Below are 15,960 nucleotides of genomic sequence, written 5' to 3'. Positions count from 1 at the left end.
GCTATGAAACAGAAGATAAATCTCAGATATCTAGCCCTAGGCCTATTGATGGCTTTATCTATGATATTTACACTTGGATCTTGTGGCTCTACCGCCTCGATCAGTGGTGGTCTGAGCGACGAAGCCTATGTCGTACTCTCGGCCAATCGCACCTATATCAACGAGACGGTCTATGTGCAAATTGATGCAGAGGAGTCTATCCCCGTTAAGGTGGTACGCGACGACAAGGCGGCTCGCACAGGCAGGCGCATCGTCCTCAAGCCTGGCAAACACCGTATTGTGGTTTTCGATAGTGCAGGCAAAGTTCTCTATAACCAGCATATCTTCGTCTCTACGCGCAACGCCAAGACGATCGTACTACCCTAGCTATACATACTAAATAATCCATACCCCAAGGGAGCTGTGTGCCAATTCATTTTGTCCGCAGCTCCACTATGGGTACACACGGCTATTAGCCTACTATGGCACACCATTATCATTGAATATCACATTAAACTTTTTCTATATGAAGCAACCTATGCGCACACTAATGCTCTCGGCCATTTTGGTTATTATGCTAGGCTTATCGAGCTGTAGTACGAGCTCAAATCTCTACTCTTGGTACAACTACGAACAGGTTACCTATGCCTATACACAGAGCCAAAGCCCCGAGCGACTCTCCGATGTCGTAGAGACCTACAAGAAGATGATCGATAGACAGGTAGCCTCGCGCAAAACCCCACCTCCAGGCATCTGTGCCGAGTACGGCTATCTGCTGGTCAAGACTGGGCAAAAAGAGCTAGGCCTACAGATGCTCGCCAAGGAGGTAGAGCTTTATCCCGAGAGTACCGTGTTTATTAACCGCATTATTGAGCAGCTAAAAAATAAATAACTATGTCTATAACCAACAAACTTCTGCTCCGCCTCTGCCTCACTTTGGTGAGTGCTTTCGTCCTAGTAAGCTGTGGTACGCTCTCATCTACGCGCGCCAAGCTATTCCCCAAGGTTTATAGCGAGAAACCTGCCTCAATCCTCATTATGCCTCCAATCAATGAGACCAATCACGTTGAGGCCAAAGATTACTTCTACACTTCACTGATGAAGCCTCTCTCCGAGCGTGGCTATTACATTTTCTCACCCTATCTGGCTATGGAACTTCTGCAGAGTGAGAGTGCAGCGGATGCGGAGATGTTTATCGACCGTTCGCTCAAACCATTTGTACAGGTCTTCAATGCCGATGCAGCCCTATTCACGATTGTCAAGCAATGGGAGAAATCCGTTCTCTTGAATACAATCGACGTAGAGGTTCAGTTTATCTTGAAGTCTACGCGTACAGAGGAGGTTATGTTTGAGCGTCATATCGTAGCTACAGTAGATTGTGCAGTAGTGTCCGATGGCGGACTTTTGGGGATGATCGCAAACGCTGTAATTACGGCTGCCACCGAGAAGATAGTTGGGGCGCGCAAGGCCAGTGCATACGCTGTGGCAGATCTACCTCTAGGCAAGTTCTCTCCCGAATACGGCAAAGACGGTAATATGCCAGCACAAGTCAATAGCTTAAAGAAGGTCGTAATCCGCTAGGGGCAACTAACATTTGCTTTAACCTAGTAGGCTCGTCGGGTAACTCAAGGCTAAATCGCTGCATAGACTCGCTAAGAATTTTGCAAAAAAAAGTGGTGGTTGTTTGGAGATTTGGAAAATAGTATTACCTTTGCAGTGTCTTAAAGACAACGGGGCCTATAGCTCAGCTGGTTTAGAGCATCTGCCTTACAAGCAGAGGGTCATAGGTTCGAATCCTATTGGGCCCACGAATTATAGTCGCAAGTTGATTCATTCAGCTTGCGACTTTTTCATTATTCCCTTAGCGGTAGACGAGCATTCGTCCTCATATCGGGTGCCTGACATCAGGCATTAGTTCGTATATTTGCGTTACAAGCATTTCTGATATATGATTTTAGGAAGAGATAGGGTTGGGTTTATCACTGTTGTACTACTTGTACTACTGGGCACGGTCTCTTTGTTGGCTCAAGAAGCAGATAACGTTAAGCTCCGATTGGGTGGAGCACTTCGCTTTGGATATAAGTATGCCGCTTGGTTGGAGGACCACAAGCGAGAGGGTGGATTGCTCGTCTATGATGTCTTTCGCCTTAACCCTGAAGCGAGCTATGGCAACTTTAGCCTAACGGCGGACTATCGCTTCTATGCCACAGCCTCGGGAGGCGGTATGCTCAAGTATGGATATATGAGCTATACACCCAACGAGCGTCATCAGGTGCAGTTAGGGCTAGTACCCGTTCCATTCGGCGTGATGCCTTGCGCCTCTAATAGCTTCCTATTCAACCTCAACTATCTACTCGGCTTAGAGGACGACTCCGATATGGGGCTTCGTTATGTCTACAATTATCGTGGCTGGGAGGCTAGTGTGGCTTTCTACAAAAATGCCGATTGGTTTGGTGGCGAGGAGGCCTCGCCCTCTAGGTTTGGCTTCGATGTGGCAGGACGCAATAGAGAGGTCAATCAGCTCAATCTCTACCTGCATCGCCAGTGGGGGAATACTTGGCAGCATCAGATCGGTCTATCGAGTATGGTCGGTGGGCTGTACAATATAGATACTCAGGCTATGGGTTCGCGCTATGCTACCGCCCTACACTATACGCTAGACTATGGAGCGCTTAGCTTCAAGGCTCAGTATAGTAGATATGGTATGTATTCGAGGCCTAAGCAAGGCCTATCGACCGACTATGTGACCATGACGGCCTTCGGGGCAACTCACCCCATTGCCTCCGAAGGCGATACCTATTCGGCTGGTCTAGGCTATCGCATCCCTTTTAGGCTCCCTTGGCTGAGCGAACTGTATCTCTACAATGACTTCAGTATGATGCATAAGCGCCTAGATGGCGCACATAATACCTATCAGAATATCTTAGGTTGCCTCATTACTACGGGGCCAATCCAGACTTATGTCGATTGGGCGCTTGCCCGTAATCATCCCGATATGGGCTTAGGTAATGCCGAGGGCTTCGTCCGAGGGTTGCCCAACCAGCCTTGGCAAAGCTACCTATACATCAATCTCGGCTACTACTTCTAGGCTCTTATCGTTTTGGGGAAGTGGTAGATTTGCCGTATATTTGCGCCTCATATTGTACCCGTACTCTCCGTAGAGTAGATGCGTACAGTAGAGCTGTTTGGAAAATAATTCAATCATAATAATCAACAAAAAAAGAATGGCTGTATCCATTAAGCATACCAGCGACGTCGCTGCAGTAGTGACAATCGCGGTAACGAAAGCAGACTATCAAGCAGAGGTAGAGAAGGCACTCAAAACATATCGTCAGCGTGCCGACATCCCCGGCTTCCGCAAGGGGCACGCGCCTATAGGCATGATTCAAAAGAAGTTTGGGCTAGGTGCAAAGGTTGAGGAAATCAACAAGTTCGTTGGTCGCAAGCTCTACGACTATATCAACGAGCACAAGCTCCGTGTGCTTGGAGAGCCTATGCCAAGCGAAACGGCTCCAGAGCAAGATCTAGAGAAGGGCGAAGACTTTGAGTTCGTTTTCGACCTAGCTCTTACGCCAAATATCGACGTTAAGCTCGGTAAGGACGACCATCTGCCATACTACCATATTGAGGCTACAGACGAGATGGTATCTGCACACATCGAGCAGATGCTTAATATGCAGGGCACTCAGCAGGAGGCCGAGAGCGTAGAAGCTCGCGACATCGTACGTGGTAGACTTGTACAGCTAGAGAATGGTGCTGCCAAGGACGGAGGTATCCTCGTAGAGGAAGCTCTCATTATGCCAGACTATGTCAAGGAAGAGTCTGCGAAGGCTGCGTTCATTGGCAAGACTAAAAATACGGTTGTTACATTCGAGCCTTATGCGGCCTACGAAGGCAATCAGTACGAGCTTGCTTCTTTCCTCAAGATCGACAAGGATCAGGTAGAGGCCTACAAGGGCGTGGAGTTCTCATTCGAGATCTCTTCTATCCAGCGTCACGTACCAGCAGAGCTCAACGAAGAGTTCTACGTGAAGGCATTCGGCGAAGAGGGTGATGTGAAGGACGAAGAAACACTCAAGGCTAAGATCCGCGAAGGATTCCGTGAGCAGTTCGACCCAGAGAGCGACTATAAGCTACTGCAGGACGTACGCGACCTAATCATCAAGAAGGCTGGCAAGATAGAGTACCCTGAGGCTTTGCTCAAGCGTTGGCTCAAGATCAGCAACGAGAAGCTAAGCGAAGAGGAGATCGAGAAGGAACTCCCAGCGCAGCTCGAGGGGCTAACTTACCAGATCGTTAAGGACGGCATTCTAGCTGAGAAGGAAGTAACGGTTAGTCGTGAGGAAGTTCTAGCCTTCGCTACGATCGTTGCCAAGAGCCAGTTCGCCCAGTATGGTATGAGCTCTGTACCCGACGAAGTGCTACACAACTATGCCAAGAGCCTACTTGAGAAGGAAGACACTGCTCGTAATCTGAGCGCACGTGTGCTAGACAACAAGTTCGCTGCTATCGTTAAGGGTATGGTAACGCTCGAGGAAAAGAGCGTTAGCCCAGAGGAGTTCGGTAAGCTGATCAATCCAGAGGCCTAATCGGCTACAATAATAGCTCACATAACGGGGCAGTGTCGAAGATCTTTTCGGCACTGCCCCGTTTGCTTTGAGGGTAGGCTTGATGTTTTTTGTATGTTTGCAAGGTAATTATCTATACGTAAACGAACTATTATGATCAGACCAATTAAGCTAATGCTTGCGATGAGCACGCTTGTGCTTTCTCTCGCAGCGCAGAATGGGCACAAATCGCCCACTATCGACGAGATCTTCACGGGTAAGTTCTCGGCTAGAGGTGCAGGCTATGGTATGCGCTCTACGACCGATGGGCAGCACTATACGCTTGTTTCTCAAGACGGGTCGGCGATACTGCGCTACAACTTCGCCACTGGAGCACTGGTAGATACACTCTTCAGCACAGCGAAGGCTAGGGATTGTGAGTTTAAGCGTTTCGACGATTATCAGATTGCCCCTAGCGGTCACCACATACTCTTGCACACGGAGCGTGAGCACATCTACCGTCGTTCGACCAAGAGTGTCGTCTATCACTACGACGTACGACGCAATCGTGTACAGCCACTGAGCGAAACCCAAGGCAAGGTGATGATCCCCACCTTTAGCCCCGACGGACGCATGGTTGCTTTCGTGCGTGAGGGCGATATTTTCATTAAGAAGTTCGACTACGACACCGAGGTACGTGTCACGACAGATGCCAAGCGCAATCATGTGATGAATGGTGTGACGGACTGGGTGTACGAGGAAGAGTTTAGCGTCACAAAGCTGATGAGCTGGAGCGAGGACGGCGCTTCCTTGGCTTTCGTCCGCACCGACGAGAGTGCCGTGCCCGAATACCGAATGCCTATGTATCATGGCAATCTCTATCCTACCGACTATACCTACAAATACCCCAAGGCAGGCGAGCCGAACTCTAGGGTAAGCGTACATCTCTACGACGTCGCCGATCGCAAGCTCAAGCACATTCCGCTCAAGGAGGAGGACAGTTACTACATTCCTCGCATCGACTTCGTGGGGCGTGGCGGTAATCTGGCCGTGATGACGCTCAATCGCCGTCAAAATCACTTCAAGATGTTCTACGTCAACTACAAGACTATGATCCCTAAGCTCGTTTTCGATGAGCGAAGTGAGACCTATGTCGATAGCGAAAACATACAAACGCTGGAGTTTGTCCCCCAAGGTTTTGCTTATACGAGCGAACGCAGTGGCTATGCGCACCTCTACCTCTTTGGCGACAATGGGCAGGTTATTCGTCCGCTTACCTCAGGTCAATGGGACGTTACTGCCTTCTACGGGCTAGATGAGCAGGGCAATGCCTATTACCAAGCAGCCGACGAGCACCCAAGCCAGAGAGCGATCTATCGGGTCGATGCCAAGGGGAAGCGTACTCGTCTAGGGGCAGGTAGAGGTACGAACAAGGCGATCTTCTCTACTAGCTTCGACTACTTCATCAATAGCTACGCCTCGCTCGCCTCTCCTACGGTGACCGAGGTCTACCGCAGCAAGGACAACAAGAGCCTACGTACCCTAGAGGACAATGCAGCCCTGCGCAAAAAACTCTCCAAGTATAGCTTTGCACAGAAAGAACTAACGAACATTAGCCTAGCCGATGGCGTAGAACTCAATGCGTGGATGCTCAAACCTCACAACTTCGATGCTAACAAAAAGTACCCCGTACTGATGATTCAGTACAGCGGGCCTAATTCGCAACTTGTGCTAGACGACTACCGCTTTGGCTGGGAATACTACTTGGCAAGCCAAGGCTACATCGTAGTTTGTGCAGACGGGCGAGGTACGGGAGCAAGAGGCGAGGCTTGGCGCAAGGGGACGTACCTCAAGCTCGGTGTGCAGGAGAGTGCCGACCAGATAGCAGCCGCCAAGGCTCTAGGTAAGCTCCCATACGTAGATGCTAAGCGTATCGGTATTTGGGGCTGGAGCTTCGGCGGATATAATACGCTGATGAGCCTCTGCCATGGCAAGGGTACGTTTAAGCTCGGCATTGCCGTAGCACCAGTAACCGACTGGAAGTACTACGATACGATCTACACGGAGCGATTTATGCGTACACCACAAGAGAACCCCGATGGCTACCGCAAGAGTAGCGTCCTAGAGGTGGCCGATAAGCTACAGGGCAAGCTCCTGATCATACACGGCAGTGCGGACGACAATGTGCACGTGCAGAATACGATGGATCTGACCACTCGCCTCGTAGAGGCTGGTGTCCCCTTCGATATGGCTATCTATACGGACAAAGATCATGGCATCAGAGGAGGCAAAACTTCTCAGCATATCTATGGCAAGATGGCTCGCTACGTCATCGAGCATCTTTAGTTGAGCCTCGAGGTTCTAGAATTAGCCGAAAAAGGGCTGCGCTAAATTCATTTGGCGCAGCCCTTTTTCGGTCTAATCGGCTCATCTGAGTACTTCGTTTGTCTACTTTAGTGTTAAGAAGTGTTGGAATATTTCTGAAGGCTTTGGTGGAATTCATGGCCGGTTTGTAAAGACCGCTTGGGCTGGTAAGCAAAATTGATGGGAAGAATGATTTGGATTGGTGGGCTAATGCCCCCCGATGTGCCCACTAATTTCTAGAGATTGATGGGGAGAAATGCCAAGAAATGTACCACGACTCTATTTAATTGCTCTATCTTTATGGTTATTCTTTTGTTTATTAGTGTTTTATGATTATTGCGTTTAGGGTGGTTATTTATGTCTAGCTAAGGGAGGGAGCCCAAGCAAGAGAGGACGCAGCCTAGAGCCTGCTAGGAGGCAAATACGAGGTCTGCCACTTCTAGCCCTAGGGCGGATACGATTGCCCGTAGATATGCCAAAGTGTAGTCAGAGTTGCAAATTTTTGTTTTCGACAAGGGGAGGGCATTTCGCCTCGTAGAGAGAGGGAGTTTGGGGCAGGGGAAATATAAATAACTTTGCCTTAAATTGTTTCACCTTAATAACAAGATTGTATGGCGAAGATATTAGTCGGATTTAATACCGTAGACGAAGGGTTTGAACGCCTATGCGCTCAGCATACAGTTATTCGTCCGCAAACCAATAAGGATCTTAGAACGGAAGAGCTCATGGAGCTCATCGAGGATTGTGATATACTCTGCTCGACAATCACTCATGCAGTGACCGGAGAGCTGATGGCACGAGGTAAGAAGCTCAAGCTCGTGGCGAACTATGCCGTCGGATACAATAACATAGATATAAACTATGCTCGGGTACACGGCATCGCTGTAACCAACACGCCTCGTTCGGTTGTGGCACCTACCGCAGAGCTAGCCATGGCACTCCTGTTGAGCTGTACTAGGCGGACGGCAGAGCTAGACCGCCGCATTCGAGAGGTTGGTGGTAAGCTGCGCCTCCCTAGGCTTGAGATGCTAGGCACCAACCTCTATGGTAAGACTATCGGGATCGTCGGCTATGGCAATATCGGAGCTGCTGTGGCGAAGCGTTGCTTGGCGTTTGGCCTTCGGGTGCTCTACTATAAGCGCACTAGGCTCGCCCCAGAGCTAGAGGCTGCCCAGCAGATTGAGTACCGACCTCTAGAGGATTTGCTCCGTGAGAGCGATATTGTTTCGCTACATACACCCTACACTCCAGCCTCGCATCATCAGATTGGCGAGCGTGAGCTGGCGCTGATGAAGCAAGGGAGCATACTGATTAATACGGCTCGGGGTTCTATTGTGGACGAGGATGCTCTGATTGCTGCCCTCAAATCGGGGCATTTGGCTACGGCCGGGCTAGATGTCTTTGAGGACAAAGATGTTCCTCGCCCCGGACTACTTGAGCTGCCACAAGTCGTGATGACCCCACACGTCGGCACCAAGACCTATGAGGCATGGCGGTCGATGGTCGATGAGCTGGTGGGCAATGTGCTCGGCTTCCTCGACGGCTCACCTAATATCAGCCGCATTGTTTAGCCTTGGGGGCGTCATCATATTGTGATCGAGGAGTGGCTTTGATGAGGCTTTTCAAGTGTCCTTCGCTGCTGGCCTCGACTCTATAGGTTGGCACACTCTGCTTTGTCCTGTTTTCAGTGCCTTGTGCTTTGGATACTTTGGAGTGTCTTGGAGGAGGAGAGGCCAAAATTAACTATCCTCTAAGACACTCTTCGCAGTATCATGCTATTCCTATCAGGTCTGCCCCATGGCCGATAGATCTATGTGTTGGTAGCTCATTTGAAAACAATAAAATATATCGTTCTTTGGATTGGGTATTTTTATATTTATTTAGTATCTTTGTGGGCGGATAACTTAACGAGAATATTCATCCATTATTCAAGACTAATATGCATATTGTAAAGATTGTAGGTCGAGAAATCCTCGACTCTCGCGGTAACCCTACCGTAGAGGTAGATGTACATCTAGCTTGTGGTATCATCGGTCGTGCCGCTGTACCAAGCGGTGCTTCGACTGGTGAAAATGAGGCGCTTGAGCTTCGTGACGGAGATAAGGGTCGCTACCTAGGTAAGGGCGTACTCAAGGCTGTAGAAAACATCAACAACGAGATTGCCCCTGCTCTCTATGGTATGAGCACTCTAGAGCAGCGTGCTATCGACATGAAGATGCTTGAGCTAGATGGTACTAAGACTAAGAGCAGACTAGGTGCCAACGCTATCCTCGGTGTATCTCTCGCTGTGGCTAAGGCTGCTGCTGCTTACCTCGATATGCCTCTGTATCGCTACATCGGTGGCACCAACACTTACGTGCTACCTGTACCTATGATGAACATCATCAACGGTGGTTCTCACTCAGATGCTCCTATCGCATTCCAAGAGTTTATGATCCGCCCCGTAGGTGCTACCAGTTTCCGTGAAGCACTCCGTATGGGTGCCGAAGTATTCCATGCCCTCAAGAGCATTCTCAAGGGTAAGGGTTACAGCACGGCAGTAGGTGACGAAGGTGGTTTCGCTCCCAACTTCGCTGGCGGTACAGACGAAGCTCTAGAGACTATCCTCGCTGCTATCGAGAAGGCTGGCTACAAGGCTGGTTCAGACATTACGATTGCTATGGACTGCGCTTCTAGCGAGTTCTTCAAGGATGGTATCTACGACTACAGCAAGTTCGAGGGTCCTAACGGTGCTAAGCGCACGATCGACGAGCAGGTTGAGTTCCTCGCCTCTCTCGTAGAGAAGTACCCAATTGACTCTATCGAAGACGGTATGGGTGAAAACGACTGGGAAGGTTGGAAGAAGCTTACAGCTAAGATCGGTAGCAAGATCCAGCTCGTGGGTGACGACCTATTCGTAACCAACGTAGAGTACCTACGCCGTGGTATCGCCGAGGACTGCGCTAACTCAATCCTCATCAAGGTTAATCAGATCGGTACACTCACCGAAACACTTGATGCTATCGAGATGGCTCACCGTCATGGCTTTACGAGCGTAACATCTCACCGCTCAGGCGAAACTGAAGATGCTACGATTGCAGACATCGCCGTAGCTACAAACTCTGGCCAGATCAAGACTGGCTCACTCTCACGCACAGACCGTATGGCTAAGTATAACCAGCTGCTCCGTATCGAGGAGGAACTTGGCGCACTAGCTCAGTACGGCATCAAGCGTGTGAAGTAGATCGCCCCTCGGGCACATAACACAGTGACTTGAAAAGACTCCCAAGAGGCTGCCTCTACACGAGGTTGGGCTCTTGGGAGTTGAGCTTTGGAGGCACACCACGAGGCGTAGGGCAATTATAGATGGAGCTGATTTAGGCATTATATCTGTCTGTTGGTTGCCAGTAGGGGAGGTGCTACCTTTGCATCATCAAAGAAACAAAACAAACTAAACAAAGAAGTATTATGAACAAGGTATTGTCAATCACAGGGCTAGATGCTGCCAAGCTCGCCCCAGTAGTTAAGGGTCTGGAAACGCTGCTTGCTACATTCCAAGTATATTACACCAATCTGCGTGGCTATCACTGGCACGTTCGTGGTCCACAGTTCTTCGTTCTGCACGAGCAGTTCGAGAAGATGTACGACGATGTAGCCGAGAAGGTAGACGAGCTAGCAGAGCGTCTGCTCCAGCTGGATGTACAGCCCGAGAATCGCTTCAGCGTACTCGTAGGCCAGAGCAAGATCAAGGAAACGACTCTGCTGTCTAAGCAAGAAGAGATCCTCCCAGAGATTGTAGACAACTATAAGACCCTCATCGCTCTAGAGCGTGAAGTTCTAGAGGCTGCTAGCGAAGCAGGCGACGAAGTAACGGTTGCCCTCCTTGGTGACTTCCTCTCTGAGCAAGAGAAGAGCGCTTGGATGTTTGCTGCTTACCTAGGCTAATCAAAACAAACGACTATATATAAGCACTTCGCCCCGTGATCCATTTGAGATTACGGGGCGAAGTTTTTTTTGTGTCTAGTCGGCTGCAATAGCCGTCGTCTACGGGGACTATTACAGGCCCATCTGTTCTTTCGTCGATAGCATACCGCAGGCCGCCGAGATATCTTCGCCTCGAGAAGTGCGGATCGTCGTTACATAGCCCGCACGCTCTAGCTGAGTCTTGAAGGCTTCCATGCGCTCACGTGTCGTAGGGCGTAGGGGGACGTTCGGGATTTGGTGGAAGGGGATTAGGTTGATGCGACAGGGAATACCTCTGAGAATGCGTGCCAGCTCGGCAGCATGCTTGGGACTATCATTGCGATCGTCGAAGACGATGTACTCAAATGATACACGCCTCTGGCCAGAAAAGTCGTACTGACGAATCAGATCGAGCGTTTCGCTTAGCGTCATGCCCTGCTCGGCTGGCATAATCTCTAGTCGGCCCTCGTGGAATGGGTTATGCAAGCTAACAGCTAGATGGCACGTCGTCTCACGAAGGAAGCGCTCTAGTCCCTTGCGTACGCCCACCGTCGATAGGGTTAGTCGCTTGGGGCTCCAAGCCAGTCCCCAGTCTTGCGTCATCACTCGTATTGACTTCATCACTTGCTCCACGTTGTCTAGCGGCTCGCCCATACCCATATAGACGATATTGGTGAGTTGCTCCGACTCCTCGACTGAGAGTACTTGGTTGATAATCTCACTCACGGGGAGATGTCCACGGAAGCCTTGCTTGCCCGTCATGCAGAAGAGGCAATTCATCTTACAGCCGACCTGCGAGGAGATACAGAGTGTCGCCCGATCTCCGTCTGGAATGAAGACCGACTCTACCAAACCTCCAGTAGCGACCTTGAAAAGATACTTGCGAGTGCCGTCTACCGAGAGCTGCGAAGTCACGGGGGCGCTACGCCCTACGACGAAGTGCTCGGCCATTAGCTCACGATTGGCCTTGGAGATATTCGTCATCTCTTCGATGCTTGTTGCCCGCTTTTTGTAGAGCCAGTCCGCCACTTGTTTGCCTGTGAAGCGGGGCATTCCGAGTGCGGTGAGCGCAGAGGTTAGCTCCTCGAGCGACATACCCAGCAGGGTTTGTTTGCTTGTATTATTGTCCGTCATTGAGTTATAAATCATTTGTATAAGAAACCCGAGCCACCTGCCTAATGTTTGGCAGTCGGCTCGGGTTGTTGGTTGTGTAGGGTTTCGTATGCCCTAGTAGAAGCGAGCTCTGTTGTCCTCTACCTTGAGGCTCTGCAAGAGCTGTGAGAAGGCACGATAGCTGAACTGGCGGCCTAGGTCTGCCTCCTGCTGACGGCTCTGTGCCTGAGCTGCTGTGGCATCTGCTGGCTGCTGGCTCAATGGCTGAACGACCATTACCTCGCTGCCTGCTACGAATGGCTTAGACACCATATTGAGCGCAGTCGTCATCGTCTTACCGTTGAAGGCTGCACCCTCGGAGCCACGCACCACGTAGCTAACCCCCACGAGCGTATCTACCTGCGTATTGAGCTCGGTAGCGTAAGCATCGAGTGAGGCGAGTGCCTTGGACTCGAGCGACTTGGCAAGCGCTTCGGTGCGCTTCTCCATCTCTACACGAGCAGCGATCTGCTCGCGTACTAGGGATAGGGGAGCGAAACCAGCAGGCAAGTGCTTATCTAGAGCGGCTACTACGAGGTAGTCGGAGCCACAGCGGTACACCTTGTCTGCGATCTCACCGTCCTTGGCATTCATCGCCCAAGTGATTACGGGGCGAGAGCTTGGGATAGCTCCTAGCTGAGGCGACTGGGTAGATACGGCCATGGCGCGAGATATTTCGAAGCCTTCCTTCTCCGCTTTCTCTGCCATTTGGTCGAATGTGCCACCTTCGCCGAGGATCTTATTTAGCGCAGCGTAGCGTTCGTTGTAGGTCTTATCCGAGAATAGAGCAGGGATAGATACAGTGGCTACCTGATACTTCTCTACAGCTGGCTTCACATGCACGGCCTTGACGAACATCTTGTTCATGCCGGGGCGCTCAAGCGTGATCACTGAGCCGAAAGGAGCCTTGTAGAGTGTGTCGAGAGAGAACTGAGCTAGCGTAAACTCTGTGAAGGTGCTGTCCGTCATACCATACTGGTTGGGCACCATGAGCAGACCGCCGTCGGCTGCTGTCCTTGGGTCTGAGCTATGCTTCTTGGCAAGCTCGGCGAAGTCTGCGCCAGAGTTGAGCAGTGCCAGTAGACTGTCGCTCTTGGCCATCCCTGCGCTATCGAGCGTGAGGATACGTACCCCGATAGACTCTGCGCTGGTCTTCTTGTCGATGAGCTTAACGAGGTTGTAGCGGTCGCTCACTAGACGTGGCTGATTGACAGCGCCAATCTCCGACGTCTTGATGAAGGTTGCATCATCTGTGCCTAGCCCCATCTGGTCCAGCTCGGCAGCGGTGAGGTACACCTTGCTAGAGAACTTCTCGTTGTAGTTGCGGATAGCTTCCTCAACCTGCGTGAGCGTAGCAGACTCGCGTAGCTCGGTGTAGGCCTTCTGCATATCGGCTTCGGCGGCTGCATAGTCGTCGGCTGAGGGGAGTACCTGCATGCTGATGTAGCTTACCTCGGCGTTGGGGTAAGGCATGCGGAAGAAGTTCTTGTGCTCCTCGTAGTACTTCTTGATCTCTGCATCGGTAGCACGCTGTGTGCTGTCCGAGATCATACCTGCGGTGGTGCGCACGAGAGCTACTGTGCGGCTACCGGAGCCTTGGGCGATCTCCTCGTCGAGTTTGGTAATCTTGTAGCTGCGGCTAAGCAGTGCGGAGAATTTCTCTTGCAGACGGCTATTGACGATAGAGCGGTGTACACCCTGCCACTGAGCACGTAGGCGAGCCTGATGCTCGGCTGGTAGGTTGCCTAGGTTCTTGTCGCTCATCTGCATGATGAGATCATCGACAGACTTCTTGTCCTCGGGGTTGATGCCGAACTGGGAGAAGAACTGACGTGCGATAGGAGAAGTGCTGACGCCCTGACCGCTCAAGAGAGCGTAGAGCTCGTCGTTGGTTACCTTGAGGCCAAGCTCCTCGGCTAGCTTAGTGATAGCATAGTCGGTGATGTACTCCTGCGAGAGCTGATTGTTGATCATCAGCCTCTGTTCGTCGCTCAGGCGCTGCTGTGAGCGTGCCTCCATCTGCTCCTGCATCATCTGCAGACGAGCATCGTAGTCCATGATTGATACTTCCTGTCCGTCGATAGACAAGGCCACCTGTTGGCTCTTTTGTAGCCACGGCGTGCACGAACGCATACCGTCACCGAGGAGGAATGCTGCAAGCGCAACACCAATCCCTCCGACCAAGAGGCCAGCATTGTTTCTGATCTTCTCTAATACTGCCATTTGAGATACTATATAGTTTGTTTTGTTATTACCTATAATAATTGCGTCGCAAAGATACAAACAGTAAGTGATATAGGCTTATAATTGCCGCTAAAATGTTGATGTGTCGCTCTATTTCTGCTAGATCTTATCCCAATCTTATGCGCAAATAAGACGGGTCTGCCGCAATCATGGTTGTTGATCATGGGGTGAATGCGGGGAGTTAAGGGGTAAAATCTCGATCTCTCCCGCCCTCGATACCCTAAGCTAGATGAGAAATGAGCATAATCCCCTTCAATATATACTGCTTGGTGTGGCGATATCGCCCGTGGCATTGCTGCAAGCTAAAACCAATTGCCCCTCGGCTAGTATGTTTCGTGTGCCTCGGGCTCATCTGAAACAAGGCTCGTTTGTCTACTTTTGTGTTAAGGTATGCAAAGGGATTGCTTAGATATTTTATGGAATGAGGCGCTGGTTTATAAAGACAAACGAAGAGCCTAAAGAAAATTGATGGGAAGATTTTTGTGGATTGGTGGACTAATCCCCAGCGATGTGTCCATCAATTCGGCAAGATTGATGGGAAGAAAACTTGGAATCGGTTGTGCTAAGTGGCTGATTAATTCGTGGTTCTTGTTTATGTGTTTGGTTGTTAGATGGTTGCTTGGAGGCTGTTCCCGGCTGCTGTTTTGGTCGGGCTGGAGGTTGTTGGCTCAAGCGACGTCGGACGCAGCCTAGAGCCTCCTAGAGGCTAAATACGAGGTTTGAGTTTTTGCTTGCATTCGGCTGATACAAGCGCTCAATTGCTTCAATTGTCTAAATGGTTGTGAAAATGTGTGAATGGCAGACGCGCTAGATAAGTGCATAGTTGGATAACCTCGATTTGTGGTGGTCATTAATTGGGGATTGTCCGGATCCTTATTTAATGTACAGAGCAACCCAAGCTGAACTTAGTGAAGTCGCTCATGGTGCTAGACTTCACTTTTTCTTGTGATGTATTGTTGTTGGCAAAAACTTTAGTATTTTTGTGCTGATGTAGTCTTGAAGTTAAACAAACAAATAATATAGGAATAGTTATGGAAATCAAGAAATCACCTCAAGCAGACCTTGAGAAAAGCAAGGGCTTATCCCTCTTGCTCGGTCTGGTAGTGGCGCTATCGTTGCTCTTCGTTACCCTTGAGTGGCGCTCGTCTATCGCTAAGGCTATTGATACGGCAGTACTAAGCCTAGCCGATCTTGATGATGCCCTCATCGTACAAGACGAACAGCAAGAGGAACAACCAGAGCCAGAGCCAGAGCCCGAACAGCAAATCGAGGCTCAGCTACCTGAGGAGTTTACTACAGTAGACAACGAGAAGGAAGTTGCCAAGGTAGCTTTCGTATCGGCTGACGAGGCTAAGCCAACGCCTCCTCCTGTAGTCGTAGCTGCTCCTGTAGAGGAAGAAGATGCCAACCAAATCTTCGAGATCGTAGAAGAGAGCACTGAGTTCCCCGGCGGTCAGGCAGCTCTGATGAAGTACCTAAGCAACAACGTGCGCTACCCCGAGATCGCTCAGGAGAACGGTATCCAAGGTCGTGTGATCGTGGGCTTCGTGATCGAGCGTGACGGTAGGCCATCTCAGGTAGAGGTGCTACGTGGTGTAGACCCTGCTCTAGATAAGGAAGCCGTGCGTGTGGTATCTGGTATGCCAGCTTGGAAGCCCGGTAAGCAGCGTGGTAAGCCTGTGCGTCAGCGCTTCAGACTGCCAGTTGTATTCCGCTTACAATAAGCTGTCTT

General features: G+C 50.5%; 13 protein-coding genes and 1 tRNA gene. 11 read left to right on the top strand and 3 right to left on the bottom strand.

Going from position 1 to position 15,960, the window contains the following annotated elements:
• Positions 1-3: 3 nt before the first annotated feature.
• The 5 genes from HQ48_RS04285 (at position 4) to HQ48_RS04265 (ending at position 3,067) form a co-directional block, all read left to right on the top strand.
• Positions 4-366: a hypothetical protein gene (locus HQ48_RS04285; RefSeq protein WP_044231810.1), complete on the top strand. Its 363-nt coding sequence runs from the start codon at positions 4-6 to the stop codon at positions 364-366.
• Positions 367-505: 139 nt separating this feature from the next.
• Positions 506-871 (top strand): DUF4810 domain-containing protein, encoded by a 366-nt coding sequence (locus HQ48_RS04280; RefSeq protein WP_235300192.1) that lies wholly within the window; start codon positions 506-508, stop codon positions 869-871.
• Positions 872-873: 2 nt separating this feature from the next.
• Positions 874-1,560, top strand: coding sequence for a GNA1162 family protein (locus HQ48_RS04275; RefSeq protein WP_044231809.1), 687 nt, complete (start codon positions 874-876; stop codon positions 1,558-1,560).
• A gap of 152 nt (positions 1,561-1,712) precedes the next feature.
• A tRNA-Val gene (locus tag HQ48_RS04270) sits at positions 1,713-1,787 on the top strand.
• Between the two features lie 140 nt (positions 1,788-1,927).
• Positions 1,928-3,067 carry a hypothetical protein gene (locus HQ48_RS04265; RefSeq protein ID WP_044231808.1) on the top strand — a complete coding sequence of 380 codons (1,140 nt, stop codon included), beginning with the start codon at positions 1,928-1,930 and terminating at the stop codon, positions 3,065-3,067.
• On the opposite strand, the gene HQ48_RS09355 is transcribed toward HQ48_RS04265, so the two are convergent.
• The gene (locus HQ48_RS09355; protein WP_160225910.1) at positions 3,038-3,184 is read right to left on the bottom strand and encodes a hypothetical protein; all 147 of its coding nucleotides are present in this window, start codon (positions 3,182-3,184) and stop codon (positions 3,038-3,040) included. The two genes, HQ48_RS04265 and HQ48_RS09355, sit on opposite strands and share 30 nt — an antisense overlap.
• A 19-nt stretch (positions 3,185-3,203) precedes the next feature.
• Here HQ48_RS09355 and tig point away from each other — a divergent pair, with 19 nt between their 5' ends.
• The 5 genes from tig (at position 3,204) to HQ48_RS04240 (ending at position 10,814) form a co-directional block, all read left to right on the top strand.
• Entirely contained in the window at positions 3,204-4,568 is a 1,365-nt protein-coding gene (gene tig / locus HQ48_RS04260) for a trigger factor (protein ID WP_044231807.1), read from the top strand.
• Positions 4,569-4,700: 132 nt separating this feature from the next.
• Positions 4,701-6,872 carry a S9 family peptidase gene (locus HQ48_RS04255; protein WP_044231805.1) on the top strand — a complete coding sequence of 724 codons (2,172 nt, stop codon included), beginning with the start codon at positions 4,701-4,703 and terminating at the stop codon, positions 6,870-6,872.
• Positions 6,873-7,501: 629 nt separating this feature from the next.
• Positions 7,502-8,461, top strand: a complete 960-nt coding sequence (locus tag HQ48_RS04250; protein WP_044231804.1) for an NAD(P)-dependent oxidoreductase — start codon at positions 7,502-7,504, stop codon at positions 8,459-8,461.
• A 368-nt stretch (positions 8,462-8,829) separates the two neighbouring features.
• Positions 8,830-10,113, top strand: a complete 1,284-nt coding sequence (gene eno / locus HQ48_RS04245) for a phosphopyruvate hydratase (RefSeq protein WP_044186409.1) — start codon at positions 8,830-8,832, stop codon at positions 10,111-10,113.
• A 224-nt stretch (positions 10,114-10,337) separates the two neighbouring features.
• Complete coding sequence (locus HQ48_RS04240) at positions 10,338-10,814, top strand: Dps family protein (protein ID WP_044186410.1); 477 nt, start codon at positions 10,338-10,340, stop codon at positions 10,812-10,814.
• 111 nt (positions 10,815-10,925) lie between these two features.
• Here the strand turns inward: HQ48_RS04240 and rlmN are convergent, their stop codons facing one another.
• Both rlmN and HQ48_RS04230 read right to left on the bottom strand, forming a co-directional pair.
• The gene (rlmN, locus tag HQ48_RS04235; RefSeq protein ID WP_235300191.1) at positions 10,926-11,981 is read right to left on the bottom strand and encodes a 23S rRNA (adenine(2503)-C(2))-methyltransferase RlmN; all 1,056 of its coding nucleotides are present in this window, start codon (positions 11,979-11,981) and stop codon (positions 10,926-10,928) included.
• Between the two features lie 78 nt (positions 11,982-12,059).
• Complete coding sequence (locus HQ48_RS04230; RefSeq protein WP_044231801.1) at positions 12,060-14,207, bottom strand: peptidylprolyl isomerase; 2,148 nt, start codon at positions 14,205-14,207, stop codon at positions 12,060-12,062.
• Positions 14,208-15,259: 1,052 nt separating this feature from the next.
• Between HQ48_RS04230 and HQ48_RS04225 the strand changes: the two genes are divergently transcribed.
• A complete protein-coding gene (locus HQ48_RS04225; protein WP_044188721.1) occupies positions 15,260-15,952 on the top strand; it encodes an energy transducer TonB in 693 nt (230 codons plus the stop codon).
• Positions 15,953-15,960 lie beyond the last annotated feature (8 nt).

The organism is Porphyromonas sp. COT-290 OH3588, assembly GCF_000769075.1.
Classification (GTDB): domain Bacteria; phylum Bacteroidota; class Bacteroidia; order Bacteroidales; family Porphyromonadaceae; genus Porphyromonas.
This window is presented reverse-complemented; position numbering and strand designations above follow the sequence as displayed.

Coding starts and splice junctions, on each gene's coding strand:
- HQ48_RS04275 (WP_044231809.1), top strand. CDS start 874: ATGTCTATAACCAACAAACTTCTGCTCCGCCTCTGCCTCACTTTGGTG.
- HQ48_RS09355 (WP_160225910.1), bottom strand. CDS start 3,184: ATGATTGAATTATTTTCCAAACAGCTCTACTGTACGCATCTACTCTAC.
- HQ48_RS04230 (WP_044231801.1), bottom strand. CDS start 14,207: ATGGCAGTATTAGAGAAGATCAGAAACAATGCTGGCCTCTTGGTCGGA.
- HQ48_RS04255 (WP_044231805.1), top strand. CDS start 4,701: ATGATCAGACCAATTAAGCTAATGCTTGCGATGAGCACGCTTGTGCTT.
- HQ48_RS04265 (WP_044231808.1), top strand. CDS start 1,928: ATGATTTTAGGAAGAGATAGGGTTGGGTTTATCACTGTTGTACTACTT.
- tig (WP_044231807.1), top strand. CDS start 3,204: ATGGCTGTATCCATTAAGCATACCAGCGACGTCGCTGCAGTAGTGACA.
- eno (WP_044186409.1), top strand. CDS start 8,830: ATGCATATTGTAAAGATTGTAGGTCGAGAAATCCTCGACTCTCGCGGT.
- HQ48_RS04250 (WP_044231804.1), top strand. CDS start 7,502: ATGGCGAAGATATTAGTCGGATTTAATACCGTAGACGAAGGGTTTGAA.
- rlmN (WP_235300191.1), bottom strand. CDS start 11,981: ATGATTTATAACTCAATGACGGACAATAATACAAGCAAACAAACCCTG.
- HQ48_RS04240 (WP_044186410.1), top strand. CDS start 10,338: ATGAACAAGGTATTGTCAATCACAGGGCTAGATGCTGCCAAGCTCGCC.
- HQ48_RS04225 (WP_044188721.1), top strand. CDS start 15,260: ATGGAAATCAAGAAATCACCTCAAGCAGACCTTGAGAAAAGCAAGGGC.
- HQ48_RS04280 (WP_235300192.1), top strand. CDS start 506: ATGAAGCAACCTATGCGCACACTAATGCTCTCGGCCATTTTGGTTATT.
- HQ48_RS04285 (WP_044231810.1), top strand. CDS start 4: ATGAAACAGAAGATAAATCTCAGATATCTAGCCCTAGGCCTATTGATG.